Source organism: Aquimarina sp. RZ0, from assembly GCF_008370685.1.
Taxonomy (GTDB): Bacteria; Bacteroidota; Bacteroidia; order Flavobacteriales; family Flavobacteriaceae; genus Aquimarina.
The window spans coordinates 1-15,721 of the sequence record NZ_VTZU01000051.1; the positions used below are offsets into that span (position 1 = coordinate 1).

Annotated in this window: 14 protein-coding genes; 3 read left to right on the top strand and 11 right to left on the bottom strand. The window is 30.8% G+C overall.

Features of this window, described 5'->3' with window-relative positions:
• Nucleotides 1-158 precede the first annotated feature (158 nt).
• From F0000_RS18335 to F0000_RS18345, 3 genes are all read right to left on the bottom strand, one after another.
• Nucleotides 159-584 carry a response regulator gene (locus F0000_RS18335; RefSeq protein ID WP_149626182.1) on the bottom strand — a complete coding sequence of 142 codons (426 nt, stop codon included), beginning with the start codon at nucleotides 582-584 and terminating at the stop codon, nucleotides 159-161.
• Nucleotides 585-623: 39 nt separating this feature from the next.
• Nucleotides 624-1,049, bottom strand: coding sequence for a response regulator (locus F0000_RS18340; protein WP_149626183.1), 426 nt, complete (start codon nucleotides 1,047-1,049; stop codon nucleotides 624-626).
• A 238-nt stretch (nucleotides 1,050-1,287) separates the two neighbouring features.
• Nucleotides 1,288-1,740: a hypothetical protein gene (locus F0000_RS18345; protein WP_149626184.1), complete on the bottom strand. Its 453-nt coding sequence runs from the start codon at nucleotides 1,738-1,740 to the stop codon at nucleotides 1,288-1,290.
• Nucleotides 1,741-2,266: 526 nt separating this feature from the next.
• On the opposite strand from F0000_RS18345, the gene murQ reads away from it, so the two are divergent.
• Nucleotides 2,267-3,079, top strand: coding sequence for an N-acetylmuramic acid 6-phosphate etherase (gene murQ / locus F0000_RS18350; protein WP_149626185.1), 813 nt, complete (start codon nucleotides 2,267-2,269; stop codon nucleotides 3,077-3,079).
• Complete coding sequence (locus F0000_RS18355; RefSeq protein WP_149626186.1) at nucleotides 3,069-3,302, top strand: DUF6095 family protein; 234 nt, start codon at nucleotides 3,069-3,071, stop codon at nucleotides 3,300-3,302. The genes murQ and F0000_RS18355 overlap by 11 nt, the downstream gene beginning before the upstream one ends.
• A 19-nt stretch (nucleotides 3,303-3,321) precedes the next feature.
• On the opposite strand, the gene F0000_RS18360 is transcribed toward F0000_RS18355, so the two are convergent.
• From F0000_RS18360 to F0000_RS18395, 8 genes are all read right to left on the bottom strand, one after another.
• Nucleotides 3,322-4,392 (bottom strand): T9SS type A sorting domain-containing protein, encoded by a 1,071-nt coding sequence (locus F0000_RS18360; RefSeq protein ID WP_149626187.1) that lies wholly within the window; start codon nucleotides 4,390-4,392, stop codon nucleotides 3,322-3,324.
• A 100-nt stretch (nucleotides 4,393-4,492) separates the two neighbouring features.
• Nucleotides 4,493-5,539, bottom strand: a complete 1,047-nt coding sequence (locus F0000_RS18365) for a DUF6340 family protein (RefSeq protein WP_149626188.1) — start codon at nucleotides 5,537-5,539, stop codon at nucleotides 4,493-4,495.
• A gap of 275 nt (nucleotides 5,540-5,814) precedes the next feature.
• Nucleotides 5,815-6,240, bottom strand: a complete 426-nt coding sequence (locus F0000_RS18370) for a hypothetical protein (RefSeq protein WP_149626189.1) — start codon at nucleotides 6,238-6,240, stop codon at nucleotides 5,815-5,817.
• A gap of 137 nt (nucleotides 6,241-6,377) precedes the next feature.
• Nucleotides 6,378-7,082 (bottom strand): LytTR family DNA-binding domain-containing protein, encoded by a 705-nt coding sequence (locus F0000_RS18375; RefSeq protein ID WP_188112183.1) that lies wholly within the window; start codon nucleotides 7,080-7,082, stop codon nucleotides 6,378-6,380.
• Between the two features lie 12 nt (nucleotides 7,083-7,094).
• On the bottom strand, nucleotides 7,095-9,344 hold the full coding sequence (locus tag F0000_RS18380) for an ATP-binding protein (protein ID WP_149626191.1): 2,250 nt from the start codon (nucleotides 9,342-9,344) through the stop codon (nucleotides 7,095-7,097).
• A gap of 230 nt (nucleotides 9,345-9,574) precedes the next feature.
• Nucleotides 9,575-10,009 carry an Rrf2 family transcriptional regulator gene (locus F0000_RS18385; RefSeq protein WP_149626192.1) on the bottom strand — a complete coding sequence of 145 codons (435 nt, stop codon included), beginning with the start codon at nucleotides 10,007-10,009 and terminating at the stop codon, nucleotides 9,575-9,577.
• Nucleotides 10,010-10,689: 680 nt separating this feature from the next.
• Entirely contained in the window at nucleotides 10,690-12,903 is a 2,214-nt protein-coding gene (locus F0000_RS18390; protein ID WP_149626193.1) for an ATP-binding protein, read from the bottom strand.
• 728 nt (nucleotides 12,904-13,631) lie between these two features.
• Nucleotides 13,632-14,141: a DinB family protein gene (locus F0000_RS18395; RefSeq protein WP_149626194.1), complete on the bottom strand. Its 510-nt coding sequence runs from the start codon at nucleotides 14,139-14,141 to the stop codon at nucleotides 13,632-13,634.
• A 286-nt stretch (nucleotides 14,142-14,427) separates the two neighbouring features.
• Between F0000_RS18395 and F0000_RS18400 the strand changes: the two genes are divergently transcribed.
• On the top strand, nucleotides 14,428-15,228 hold the full coding sequence (locus F0000_RS18400; RefSeq protein ID WP_149626195.1) for a hypothetical protein: 801 nt from the start codon (nucleotides 14,428-14,430) through the stop codon (nucleotides 15,226-15,228).
• Nucleotides 15,229-15,721: the final 493 nt, after the last annotated feature.

The window sequence follows — 15,721 nt, forward strand, 5'->3', positions numbered from 1 at the left end:
TCTTGCCAGTCATAAACTGTTCTAGAGCTTTCTTTTCTAATTCTTGCTGTTCTGTCTTTGTCATCTTATCTGAATAATGTATAAATTAAAAATTTAGTATTCAGACAAGGTTATATTTACACTCTCATGAAAAATTAAGACAGAAAAATAACTCTCAATTAAATTTCACCCAAAACTGATTCGCATTTATTCAATAAAATGTTTTCATGAAACTTTGCTACAAAATCTGTAATTGCCTCCTGTGTTAGCATTTTCTCTGCACATCCTTTTATATAAGGAATGGTTTTTATTAATTCCTTCTTGTTTTCAGATAACTCCGCTCCAAGCATTAAAATGATCATAACATCTTTAAATCTGGCATCTGACTTTTGAAATTCTTCTAAAAATTCCCATCCATCCATTACTGGCATATTAATATCTAATAAAATAAGATCAGGGACGTAAGAATTTAAAACTTGAAGAGCTTCTGCTCCATTCTCCACATTTTGTATTTCTTCTGATACGGATATTTTTTCTATCATAACTTTATTAAAAAAGTTGGTAGAAGGGCTGTCATCAATGAGTAAAAATTTTAATTTTTTCATAAGTAGTAAGGTTATATAATCTAAACGTAAAAACTAAGTTTACTTTGTTATTTCATACGAAAAATGTTCTTGTATAATTTTGTCAATAATTGAGTACGTTAATGGTTTGTTTATGAAGTCATTTACATATTTATTATTAGAAGCTTTTTTAAGGTCATTTGGGTCGTTAGAAGTAGATAACATAACAACTTTAATGTTATCAATGATTTCTTCTTTTAACTTTGCAAATTCCTCTAAAAAATCCCATCCATTCATACACGGCATATTAATGTCTAAAAAAATCAATTCAGGCTTTAAGTTTAATTGATTATCTAAACTCTGAAGATACTCCAGAGCATCCTTGACTCCTTGAACTACTGTTACATTTTTAAACGCATCATGTTTCATTAACAAATACTTATTAAAAAAGTTAGTCGCTTTATCATCATCAATTAATAGTGAACAGGTTACTATGTTTTTTTTCATTCATATATAGTTTTAAGAGGATGAGTGAGATGTTTTAATTGTTTCTTTAGTAAATTAAGCACACTACTTGCATAAAATTTGATAAGATTATTTCAGCTTGAAAAACACTGGTTAACTAACAGTTTACTATATAAAAACCACCTGTATTTATCGGATTTTAATATTTGTTTGAATCAACAGAAATGGTTAAAGAGTACATTCTGGAAATCATATCAAACTTGCCTAGTTGAATTATCTATTAGAGACTGGCATATCGGGACGTATTTGTTACTATTTTTAAAAAGTCGTGATAACTGCTAAGTGCTTCTAAATTAAAACATTTCAGTAGAGGGTAATTTTGTTTTTGATACATTTTAGTAAAATCATCTACTCTGTAATATAAAAATTTTGCTGCTACCAAATCTTTTTTTGACTCTGTAACTCGTATTTTTGTGATTGATTTGTTTTGGATTCTTTCCTTCTGCTCTATTAATTTACCAGTAAACTCAATGTGTCTCCTAATCATAGCTTCATATTCTGCCAAAGAGCAAGGCTGTGTATATGTTTTAGATATACTCATCTCTTTATACGAATAATGTATTTTTACTTCAACTTGTTTCATAGTTGTTATCGGTGATGTATAAATTTCATCCTGCTGAGAGTATAGCCCTATAAAATTAAGAAACAATAAAATCATTAATATGCTTTTCATAGTTTTTAAGTTATTTAGTTAATCTGTATCAAACTTAAATAGGTCTTAAAGAAAAGTTATGGTCACTTAATAAATTAATCGCTGATTTTCGCTGAAAACCTATTTTTCAGGATCAAATACATTTTCATGTACCCAAACATAACTACATTATTACCAACTATTTAACTCATTAAATCATTGATTATGGTTTTACCATATGATACCTGGTAATTAGCCATATATTTTTCGGATTATAGTAATTAAAATTGAAAAATCGTTCTTAATATGGGATGATTATACTAAACTTATTTAAGAAACTTACAGTTGAAAAAACAGAGTAGAAAGACTATTCTCTAATTATTTCTAAAAATTTTGATGTTGTCTATTATAAAAGATTTCCTGATGTTTGTAAAGAAGATGTTTAAAAATTATTGGTGTTTTTTTACTCCTCATTGATACTAATTAAGTTATTCAATCTCTAATTCATTAGTACACTGATATTCTCATCTTATTTTAGAATTGCTCTTAAAAGTCGTATTTTTGAAGCATGGAATTCAACAAAACTACAGAGCAAGCTTCTAGCTATAATCATCTGGAAAAAATGACTATTCAGGAAGTATTGACCAATATCAATCAGGAAGATAAAACAGTCCCTCTAGCAGTAGAGAAATCCATCCCTCAGGTAGAAATATTAGTAGCACAAATTGTTGAAAAATTAAAAAATGACGGGCGCCTTTTTTATATGGGTGCAGGTACGAGTGGTAGGTTGGGTATTGTAGATGCCAGCGAATGTCCTCCTACCTTTGGCGTTTCTCATGACCTGGTTATCGGATTAATTGCAGGGGGAGATACAGCTATCAGAAAAGCCGTAGAGTTTGCAGAAGATAGTATTGATCAAGGCTGGGAAGACCTCAGTACCTATAATATTTCTGAAAAAGATGTTGTTATTGGCATTGCAGCATCTGGTACAACGCCTTATGTGATTGCTGCATTACAAAAATGTAAGGATCACAATATCATTACAGGATGTATTACCTGTAATGAAGGAAGTCCTTTGGCAAACACGGCACAATTTCCTGTTGTCGTCAATGTTGGTCCTGAATTCGTTACTGGCAGTTCCAGAATGAAAGCCGGAACTGCTCAAAAATTAGTCTTGAATATGATTTCTACCGCTGCTATGATTCAACTTGGCAAAGTAAAAGGCAACAAGATGGTCGATATGCAATTAAGTAATAATAAATTGGTAGATCGTGGTATTCGTATGCTTATGGATGAATTAAAAATCGAAAGAGTATTAGCTACAGAATTATTAGAAAAATTTGGTAGTGTACGTACTGCAATAAATCAGTATGGAGCCTAAAAGAACAGACAAAGAATTATTAGGTAAAGGTGTACAGCGAATGGCTATCGCACTCATCTTTATGTTTATTAGTCCCATAGTTATACATTCTGCTTTCAAAAATCAAGAGCATCCTTATTATATTCCTATCCTAAGTTTAGGGTTACTCGGAGCTGCATTTGCTATATTCATGGTTTTTAAAGGGTTAAAGACCATTATGGATGCTTTATTTGGTAAAAAATAGTCTCTTTTTTATACCTGGACTATCTTTTAACAAATCTTGCTGTACCCATATCTGTAAGTAAAAAATAGATTCCGGGAACTAAATCTGAGACATCCAAAGATTCTTTATTATTCATTTTTTTGATCAGTCTTCCCGAAAGTCCATAGATTTTATATACATCTACAACCAGATTCCCATGGATTTTTATACTATTAATAACTGGATTAGGATAAATAGTTATAGGTTCTGAAAGACTATGATCAGAGACTGATAATGTAGTCTCATCTATAACTTTTAACTCATAAGGAAAAGGAGCAGCCCGCACACTTCCTTCATTAAGAACTCTTACTCTGTAGGTTCTGCCTTCTGGTAAATCTTTACTCAAAACTGAAGGTGCTGTTATAGTAATATCCTGATCAATAATTCCTGAAGTTATAAAGATGGACTCACTCTGACTTACAAATACTTGAGAACCTACATCACCAATTTTAAGGATATCTGATTCATCTACCTCATGTATCTGAAAACGAATTTGTCCAAACTCATCTATATCCAGAGGTTCGGTATCAATTCTGGTTTTGATAATGAAATCCTCACTTTGCAATACCTGTTCTGATCTTTCCAGAATTGTTAGATCAATTTTGGATTCATAAATATTGGTACTAACTTTTATCTCCATTGGATCACCAGCATCCATATTTCCTAATTGTTCATTGGTATTTACATCAGTTATAATTCCACCTTGTGCATATATTCTATATATCCGTCCGGATGGCAATTGATCGCTGAAACTTTCTCCTTGATTAAGAGGAATCGCCTCTGTAAAATCAATAGCACCTTCTCCTAAAACAAAATTAAAGAAGCCCAGTTCAGTTCCTATAGGACCAAAAACATTTAAATCCTCTTCATCAATTTCTTCAATATAAAAAAATATAGACCCTACAGCCTCATTATTAGGAAAATCATCAATTATGCTGCTAAAATTTATAGTAACACTGGTAGCCCCAGGAGGAACGTTTTCTGGTTGATAATTAATAAATCCATATCCATCACTTTGTGCAAAAGTAGACTGGATTAATACCGAAAGTAATAATGTAAATATAAGTTTCATTTGTCAACTGTATTATGAAAGTTAAAATTCCCCTTTTCATTATAAAAACAACACATAATCAATAATTTATAGTACTCTACTTAAGTTCTAATGTATACGATCAATTTTCATTAATCATTTTTTGAGCATCTGTCCTTTCTCTAAGATCATCAATATATCGTAATGCATTTTTATTTTCATAGTCTGTATATGATTTGGTTGCCCATTCGATTGCTTTCGTATAATCTCCTTTAATTTCATTATAAAAAGCCATATTAAAACAAGCTTGTCCGGCAATCTCTGGGTCAGGATTAGATGTTTCTTTCTTCCATAACTCGGCTGCACCTTCCCATTGACCAGTTTCTACTTTTCGTTTTGCAATTTCAAAACTTGATGTTGCTTTTACGTAGTAATCTCTATATACATTATCTTTGTATGGTAATAATCTCAATGCGTAATCTTCTCCTATTTTCCTGCTTATTTGCAAAACAGATTGCTTTCTATTTTTAGCAGCTTCAATAGCTTTTATAGGATTAACACCTTTACCCGTTGATTTGGTTTTTTTATTTACAGTCAGTTGATCGCTTATTTTTTTTCTCATCGGATCATAAATGCGCCACCCTGTTTTTATTTTAGTATCTATACTTACATTATGAGAAATAGCAGGCACTTCCAGACCTAAAGGACCTTTAATCTTAGTGTTTTCTACTGTATAAGCGGCTTTAGCATCAGTATCGTATAATGCCAAGCTAAAAATAGCATCTACACTATGCTGTTTACATAACTCCCCTATTTTATCCCAACTCAGCGGTGACGGAAAAATTCCTCCTCCAAGGTTTTCATCCAATTTAACCGGTAATACGATACACTTTGTAAATTTTGGATTTTGTAAAACAGCTGTTTTTAATGCTAGTATAGCTTGTTCTGCACCTTCTTTGTCTAGTTTTGTTCCTTCTATAGATAGTATTTTATCAGCTTGATCTAATCCAGTATTTTCTGAAGAAGGTATACTTCTATCCAGAATACCCACCCTTTTAATCAAAGGATCAAGAGAAACTATGGGAGGTTTTACAACTTCTGTCCTTATTGATTTTTTACTTCCGCAACTAAGTAGCAGTATACAAAAAATAGAATGTATTATAAATTTATGTGCAGCTGTCGTTTTCATATATATACCAGAACTAATATTGATAAAAGTAATATTACATTTTTGATACCATTTCTATTCTAAATATACTGCAATGGCGTGCATCATTTTTTTGTTTAGGCAAAAAAGAAAATTAAAACATCATAAGAGCTCAGCTTATTTTATTTTGAAAATCAACAAAAAAACACAAATTTGAATGTGTAATTTTAAAACGAAAATGGTCGTATCGTAGATAATACAGAAATGATTTAATTAAATCATTTCTGTATTATCAAATTTTGCTTTTACTGATTAGATTAGTTTGGAACAAATGCCCAGGCATTACCATCAATTGCTGCTCCAACAGTGAGCTCATCATCATCTATAGAAATACCTGTTGCAGATCCATCAGTTCCTACAGATGCATAATTTCCATCGTCTTCGCCAATAAATCTTAGCCCCGTAATTGCAGGCACTTCATTACTAAAGCTAATTGTATAAGTTTCTCCCGAACGAGAGATTGTAGCTGTACCCTCTACTCCAGCCACAATTCCCATACCATCAGCGGGTGTATATGTTAACTCTCCATCATACGTGTCTAGTACATCGGCAGGAAGTGTTGCAAATACGTTTGCTATCACTGTTCCACCATCATCATCACTACCACAGGATGATATAAATAAAACTGATAATACTAATGTAACTTTCCCTAAATTTCTAAAAAATTTGCTTTTTGTTTTCATTGCTTAAAATTTAATATTCCTAAATTAATGTAAGCAAATGTATAAGGAATTCTTAGGGTAAGTTATAATTGTGGACTTACTACAGTATTTTGTGGATCTATTGTACTTATTTGAGGAAAAGGAGCTCTTGTAACGTGCTATATTACCTTAAGCCTATTGTATACTTCTTCTTTAAAAGTCCTGCCCAGAGGAATATGATGCCCTTGCACTTCTATAACTTGATCCGATTCATGAAAAAAATCGATCTTTTGCCAATTAACAATATAGGAACGATGTGTCTGAATAAAAATAGAACTACCCAATAACTTATGCAATCCTAATATAGAGTATCTTACTGATAATTTTTTATTATCAGATGTCACTATAGAACAATAATTTTTAGAATCCGTATGAGCAAAGAGAATCGTATTAATAACTACTTTTACCAGTTTGTTTCCGCTTTTCACAAAAATATCTGATAGTTCTTCTTTCTCTTCCTCTCTAATATTATTTTGAGCAAGTATCATTGCTGCTTTGAGATCATTTTTATTTATTGGTTTTGTTAGATAACCAATTGGGTTTATATCTACAGCTTCAGACATAATACCTGTATCCGTATTTGATGATGTAAACAGAATAGGAATACCATATAATGATTTGATTTTCTTTGCTAATGCAATTCCTGATTGTCTCCCTTGTAAATGAATATCCATCAGAACAATATCAGGTCTAATCGTTTCTATCTCTTCTTGTGCCTCAAAAGGGTCATCAGAACTATTCAACATATCATATCCCAATTCTTCTAAGGTTATCTTAATATCTTCTAAATGAAATAAATCATCTTCTACTATATATATATTCATTATTTCCATTTTTTATGTAGACAAAGGTTCTGAATCCTTGGTTCTATCTTTTGTTAATAATTCTAGAATAGGAAAACTTAAATCAAAACGTGTACCTGTACGTTTATTTGAAGAAACTTCAATAAGCCCCTGGTTCATTTTCACAAAACGATATACCAGATTGAGACCGAGTCCAATCCCTTTTTCTCCTCGAGTTCCTGTAGTAGATTGCTTTTTTTCTAATTTAAAAATAGTATTCAACTGATTTTCAGACATGCCTATTCCGGTATCAATAACTGAGCACAATAACCTATTAAAATCTTTTTTGAATTCTACTCTTATATTTCCGTTTTCGGTATATTTTAGGGCATTACCAATAAGATTTCTAAATATAACATGAAAAGCTCCTTTATCAAATAATAGACAGACTTCCTCATGCTTCATTATTTCAATTTTTGTGTTTTTATAGACCGCGTGTTGATTAAAACTACTACTAATTTCTTTGAGTTGTTTTCCAACTAAAATTTGCTCACGATTAATAGTATATCCATTCATTTGATCCAATGACCAGTTTAATAAATTATCCAACATACTGGATAAGCTATCCGAATTTTTTTCTATTTCCTGAGCCAACTCAATGGTGCGCTGATGATTTCCATTATCTATATGATATTTTAATATTTTACCTGACCGTTGAAAAGGGATAAGCATCCCTCTTAGATCGTGAGCTATAATTGAAAAAAGATGATTTTTAACATTGTTTAGCTCCGTTAGATTACTATGCGCTTTTATCAGTTTTTGTTTTTGTTTTTGCAACTTATAAAACCCCCAGCTGCCCGATAACAAAAACAATATTAAAACAATAGAAAAACCAAGAAACAAGTTTTGTTTAAGAGTCGTTTTTACTATCACTTTTTCTTGCTTCTCTTTTTCTTTACTAAGCGTTACAATCTCTAATTCCTTTTTTTTGGTATCGTATTTTTTTTCCAGATCAGCTACTTTCGTTTTTACCTCACTATTAGCTATAGAATCTTTTATGGAATGGTATTTTTTAAGATTTTTCAAGGCCAATTCAGATTGTCCTATATTCTCATAATATTCACTTTTATATTTATGCAAAGCTTCTTTAAAAATCAAGACATTAGACTCATCCACTTTTTCTTCTAATAAATCTATATATTTTTTTGCTTCAGTATACTTCTTTTTGTGAAGGTTAATTTTTGCCATCCCATCAATTGCCGAGATCAACATCATATCATCCATTCTCTTTACGGAGTGTGCATTTAGTACATTTTTATAAGCTTGCTTAAAATAAATTTCTGCATTCTCATAATCTTCTAAATTTTCAAAATAAATGGTCGCTCTGGTGTGAAGTCCGTCTGATATAAATGTTTGATCTCCTAACTCTCTGGCTATTGCTAATGTAGAATCTACAGATTCAAGAGCTTCTGTATGTAAATCATTTTTTCTTTGAGCATCTGCATACCGGGAATACGTGATCATACGTATATAGGTATTACCACTTTTATAAGTCTCTGTAATAGCTTTATTGAAATACTTTATTGCTGTATCATATTGACTAAATCTTTCATATGAGGTCGCCAACATACAATAATACAAATCCAAATCAGAAGGATTACTCTCTTTTTCCAGAACTGCAATTGCTTTTAAGAAACTGTCTGCTGCTTTTTCATATTGTGATACCCTAATAGAATAGGTTCCTAGGTTTCCATAGCAAGAGGGTAAATAATCACTAAAATTGTTGCGCTCTGATAAAATAATTGTAGAATCTGTATGTTTTAATGCTTTTTCATAATCTGCATCGATATCTGCCAGATGGGCTTGACTCTGATGATACAAAATCCAATGTTCACTTTTTGGATACTGAGTAAGTAGTTCCCTTGTTTTCTTCAATAGTCCCTCAGCCTTTTCTATTTCATTGTTCATTGCATATACATATGCTTTTTTTCCATACGCCGATGACAAAAGTTCTGTATTATCTATTTCTTTTGCTAACGTTATTCCTTTATCTAGATAATAAAAAGAAGAATCTATTTTTCTCTGATTTAAAAACATGTACCCTTGAGAGATCAATATTTCTGTTTTACATGTTGTATCTACTTTAGGAAGTATTTTTTTACAAAGCTTTAACGCTTTTTCATAATTCTGAATGGTATCCATTTGCCTATGCCACTGTTCACAATACTCTTTTTTGTCCTGAGCAGAAATATTAAAAATTGTTAAAAAGATAAAAATCAAAGAAGTAATTTTATAAGCCCCCATATACTTTTTTTTGTTAGTTACATCTGTTTATTTTTGTTATTTTTTGATTGTCTGATAGAATTCGCCATTGAACATTTTCGATCCGTATCAATTTAGCTGCTTTGGCTCATTTCTAATTATTTTTTCATTACGATAATAGAGATTCATCACAATATTCACTGAGTAAAATTCTCTAATATTCTCACAACTAAGTCAAAACATGTGCCAATTCTTTTTTATATCATTACTTCTCACCTATTCAGATAGGAAATTCCTACTTCCAGATCGTTGGTTAACTCATATAAATTGGTGTTTTCTAATATATTTTTTAAATTTTTTCTTACATCCAGAAATTTAGTGTGTAATGGACAAGGTTTCTGAGCATTACATTGTTTAAGACCCAATCCACAACCTTTATAAATAGAATCCCCATCAATTGTATATACAATCTCACTAAGCATTATTGTATACACGCTTTTGGGCTCAATTAAAAATCCCCCTTTAGAACCTTTTTTTGATTTTAAAATATTATTCTTTACTAATTCCTGTAGTATTTTGGCCGTAAATGCTTCTGGAGAACCTATTTCTTTTGCAATAGTTTTTAGGTTAACACATTTACCCTGTAATGATTGTTGTGCAATATAAATCGAAGCTTTAATAGCATATTCGCAGGCTTTAGAGAACATATTTTGCTTTTAAAAAACAATCAAATATATTGTATTATTTTTAATTCGGATAAATTCATCCGAATTAAAGCATTCTTTTTAAACCTTTTTTAAAATGGATTCTCCTTAATCAAAAGTTTACAAGACCATTAAAAAAAGCCAACTAATCTATAGATTGTCTAATACTATTGCCTACTTTACTCTCTTTGTAATACCTTTTCTGATATAAAACTATATCTCTTCACCTGATACTTTTTAGAGTATGTTTAAAAAGAATACAAATTGAAAATCAATAGTTTGAGGTTCTGAGGACACTTCAAATGATGAGAATATCGAGATATTTTAATTATTTGAAGTAAGTTCACGGCTCTTAAAATATTTGTTTTCAGGAAGTAAGGTTTTTAAACAAGCTCTTATACGATTTATAACTAAAAATTTCGCATATTCATCGTTTCTTTTTCCTTTCTACTTCGTTTAAAAAATAAACCGTAGCTATAGCTATGCTTGATTTTTTTGCCTTGCATAAAGAAAAAATAATTCAATGAATTTATACGAATTTTTTAATCACAAATCGTATTAGACAAAAGTTAATCGCAGTTTTGGCTACGTTAAATTTTTGCTTTTTTATAAGCAAATTCAACTCAAAACTAAATAAGTGAATGTTCTTTCTGAAAAACTAAAAACATTAGATCCTATCAAATTTAGGCAGATAATGATTCTGAATCATCTGTTTGATCTTTTGTAAAGGATTCAGATATAGGAAAACTTAGATCAAAACGAGTACCTATCCTTTTCTTTGAAGATACATTAATAACCCCTTTATTCATTTTCACAAAACGATATATCAAGTTAAGTCCCAGACCTGTACCTTTCTCTCCATATGTGCCTGCGGTTGTTTTCCCTTCTTTTAAAGTAAAAATATCCCTGAGCTGATCCTCAGACATTCCTACTCCTGTATCAATTACTGAGCATAGTAGCGTATTAAAATCTTTTTTAAACTCAATTCTTATCGTACCATTTTCAGTATATTTCAGGGCATTACCAATAAGGTTTCTAAATATGACATGAAAAGCTCCTTTATCAAATTTTATAGGTATATCCTCTTTATATTTTATCCTTATTTTTGTGTTTTTATAGGTTGCCTGTTGGTCAAAACCTTCACTAATTTCATTAAGTTCTTTACCTACAAAAATTTTTTCTGGATTCACAACATAGCCCTTCATTTGGTCTAGTGACCAATTTAATAAGTTATCCAACATATTAGAAAGACCCTCTGAGTTTTTTTCTAAAGCTTTGGATATTTCTATTGTTTTTTCATAATTCTCCCTATCTATATGATGCTTGAGGATTTTACCTGATCGTTGGAATGGAATGATCATACCGCGTAAATCGTGAGCAATGATAGAAAATAACCTGTTCTTGACCTGATTGGTCATTGTCAATTCCTTTTGTTGTTTTCTTAATTTTCGGAAAGCCAAAACACCTACAACTAACAGAAAAAACAAAAGCATCGCTATCAATAAATACAAATTCTGTTTTGCCTCAGCTTTTTGTGTGATCAATTTTTGTTCCTGCTTTTCTTTATTGAGATTAGCAATCTTTAATTCTTTTTTTTGGGTATCATATTTTTTTTCTAAAGCGGCAACTTTACCAGAAACTTCCGTATTTACTATAGAATCCTGAAGTGTATAATATGCTTTTAAATGCTTCAGAGCTTCGTACGGACGATTAATTATCTCATTGTATTTGCTATAGACCTTCTGCAAGTATGCTTTATTATGTGGGTCTTGCGTGTTTTTTGTGATTTCTGTTAATGAAGTAATATGATTTTTTAGATCCTTCGGATTATTTTTGATAATGCTTAATTCTATTAACTCTACCAATACATCATAGAGAAGATTCTGTAACTTGGCTTTTTTAGCGGCTTCATATGCCTTTAATAAAAACGTTTCTGCTTCATCATACTTTTTATGATTATATAAATATAACCTCCCTTTTTCTAAAAAAATTGCAGCAGTTATTTTGTCTGATTTTGTCTTTAGAGATAACGCTACAGCTTTATCTATAGCCATGTCTGCCTCTTCTATATTTTTTAAATATCTATTATAGCTTGCCAAATTTGTATAACAAGTCATCAAAATAAACTCATTATTATTTTGTAGCCCTAGCGCTATTGCTTTTTGGACATATTGTTTGGCTTTTTCATATTGTTTGAGTTTAAAAAAACTGTTAGACAAATATCTATAGGTAATTCCTATATTTTTTGTAGTATTATATTCTTCCTGATATTTGATAGATAAAAGATAATTCTCAGCAGACTTTTCATAATCTCCCAAATTTTTATATAGTACTCCTTTATTCTCATATGTGGTGTAGATAGTTTTTATATGCTTGCTTCGTTTTGCTGCAATAATTGTCGAATCCATATAATCCAGAGCAGCGTAATAATCTGACTCATAAAATGACATATATCCTTTTTTATCATAATAGTGTACCCAGGCAAAGCTATTAGGATAGCTTTCTAAAATAGTTCTGGATTGTTTAATCAGGCTCTGTGCTTCTTCAAACTTATTTTGAGCAAGAATAATATTTATTTTTTCGGTATACCCAAAAGCTAACTCTTCTTCTGCTTCCAGATTTTTTGCCAATGTAATTCCTCTATCTATATGATAAAGTGCTGAATCTATTTTGAGTTTACTTAAATACAGATTCCCTTGATCAAAAAATATTCTTATTTTACATTTTTCAGATACCTTGGCCATATAGAATTTATTTAATTCCATTGCTTTAGCTACATCTGTGATATTATCTGCTTGTTGCTCCCATTCATCGCAATTGTCATTTGCATCCTGACCTTGGACATAAAAAACTACAAACGATATAAGAATAAAGAATCTTAAATATAGTTTTTGCATATAAATAAGGGATTTGTGAGGTTAGTAATACTCAAAAATAAGCACTAATCCTTAGAATAATTAATTATTTATCAATAATTAAGGGGTTTTTATATACTTATTACAATCTAGAAACTTATTTATCATCAACCTGTTACGCACTTAGAAATAATTATGTTAAAAAAGCGTCAATTCGAGACATCTGATAAAAATTTTATCCCGTATATAAACTGATGAGTTAAAGAATACGTCAATAGTAGTGTTTCGTCTAAATGGCATGAAGACAAAATGTATCGAGAACAGCTTTTTTTGGATTAAAATTCTATTCTCGATACACTTCTCATCAATTAGAAGCGCGCCAACTGACAAATCTTATCCCAAAAATGCATAAATGTGAAATGGGTTTTAGTAAGTTATAAAACAATGAGATTGATTATAATTATCTATTTGATTTTTTTATCACTATTCCTACTCCAACATCCAACAGAAGAAAGATGCGAAGTACTAAAAAATTATAAGGATTTTTTCTAAAACATTTTAAAGAGAGAATGAATTCATCTCGAGTAGTGGTTTTCAAACGAAAAGGTTGGCTTTTGTACTATAAACGAAATAGGTTTTTTTCAGTATAGCCGTAGCTACGGTTAAAAAAATCAACAAAATTAGCGTGCAAAATGTAAATTTTGTAGGTCAAAGCAGTACTAAGATGAGTTCAATACCAAAAATTACTCAATGACAACTTTATACACTAATTAAATCCCTTCTCTTTTATTAACTGGTGTTGTGGGATTATAACCAAAACCAGGGATTTTTAACTCAATTCCCAGACTACTGAGTATATAACCTATAGTAGCATAATGATGTATTGCGTGGCTATTGGCATGCGCCAAGATACTTTCCAGTGTATAATTTACTCTAATTTTTCCTTGCCCCATATTATCCGTAACATGAATTAGATAATCTGTGTTTACGTCAACATACGACATTAACGTTTCCTGAAGTGCATAAATATGTGCTTTTGCAGCTTCCTTATCAGTAGATAAGACTTCATCTCTTTTGCGTAAAGTAAGATCGATATCATTCGTATCTAAACCATTAATAATACAATCAAAAAAATCTAATGTGTGCCTAATATGAGAACCAACACTTGAGTAATATGGACCTACAGATACATTGCAGTATGTATCTGAATCGATCACGTCTAATAAGGTAATCGCGTTATTGAGGTTATGATTAATCGAAGATATAATAAGCTTTTTCATAGAATGTATAGTCGAAAGATACGTAATTAACTAACAAAACGGCTTAATAATTGCACTAAATTTGTTTTTTACTGGAAATAAGATATCAATATGCACTTCATCGATTATCGTATAATACTACAACTTTTCCATACTTAAAAACAGTAGGATATATATCACTTTACTTATGGTTAAGCCATAAAAAATAAGACAAAGTGCGTATTTCGTCGATTAATGACGTTATTTTTTGGATGTTACTTAAGAATTATTGTATACTTGTAGTGTTCATTAATAAAGCCCCAATAAAATGAAAAGATTCACATTAGTTTTATTTTCAGCATGTTTCATCCTTCAAACAAATGCTCAAGATGTTTATGAAGATGCTATGACGGCTGCAAGTTATGCATATTCACATTCTAAAAAAGCACACAGTGCCAATAATGTTTTCCATACACAGGAGTATGCTGACAAAGCAGCAGAAGCTTTTGAAAAAGTAGAAAATCTAGCTGACAAATGTGGTTGCAGCGAAGCTAATGAGACTGCATATGAAGCCAAAACAAATATGATCAACTCTTTAGAAGAAGACACTTATGAGCGTAGTAGATTTTATGCGAAACAGGCTAAAGAACTAGGCCCTAAATTACTAGAGCAGTTAACTGATTGTCAATCTAATAACACTCCTTACACCGAAGATATAGCTATTGCAGATGATATCAATGAAGCTACCGAGGAAGTATTAATAAAGCAACAAGAATTAGAAGAAAAAAAGCGTCAATTAGAAATCGAACAAAAAAAATTAGAACAACAAATAGCTGAACAAAAAAAGGCTAAAGCGGCATTTGAAGCAGAACGCGCAGCAGAATTAAAAGAACAGGCAATTATAAAAACTAAAGCAGAATTAGCATTACAAAAGCTAGAAAATGCGCTTCAGGAATTAAGCATTGCCTTTGATAATGATTCTTTATTCGAAACTCAAAAAGATTATGTAAGAAGTGAAAACGAGCTAAAAAATGAAACACTTGACGATACAAAAAATTTCTATGTAAACAGAGCTAAAGAACTGACTAAAAGTGCAATGCTACAGTTTGCAAGTTTTAATGATAACTAATACTAGATTTTATTTTGTAGCCCCAAAATAAAATTTTTAGAACGACATCGTAATAGATGTCGTTTTTTTTTGCCCTATTCTTGACAAATAGCACTGTACCTGCAGTTACTTGTAACAAAGACATTACCTTTTTACTATACACAACAATCAAAAAATTCTTCTGGAGAAACTACTTTTTAAACGAAATCTTTATGGATCAAAAATATACTGTTCTATAATACGCTTTCAAGAAATCAACATGCAAACAGTATTTTCCCGCACCTGCATATAGCTCAAAAAACAAATAATCACGTCTTCATATTACGTATGTAGATAAAAATTCTTAAGCATATATACATCATAAAAGTACAATACGGCTTCTGATCCAAAAATTTACATAACAGAAGTGTTTCTTTTTACTAAATAAACTACCTCGGGGCAAGCCCACGAGGCATTTATTGTAAAAAAAAATCGATTTCGAGCTAAGCCTCAGAACATTTACATCTCGATTATC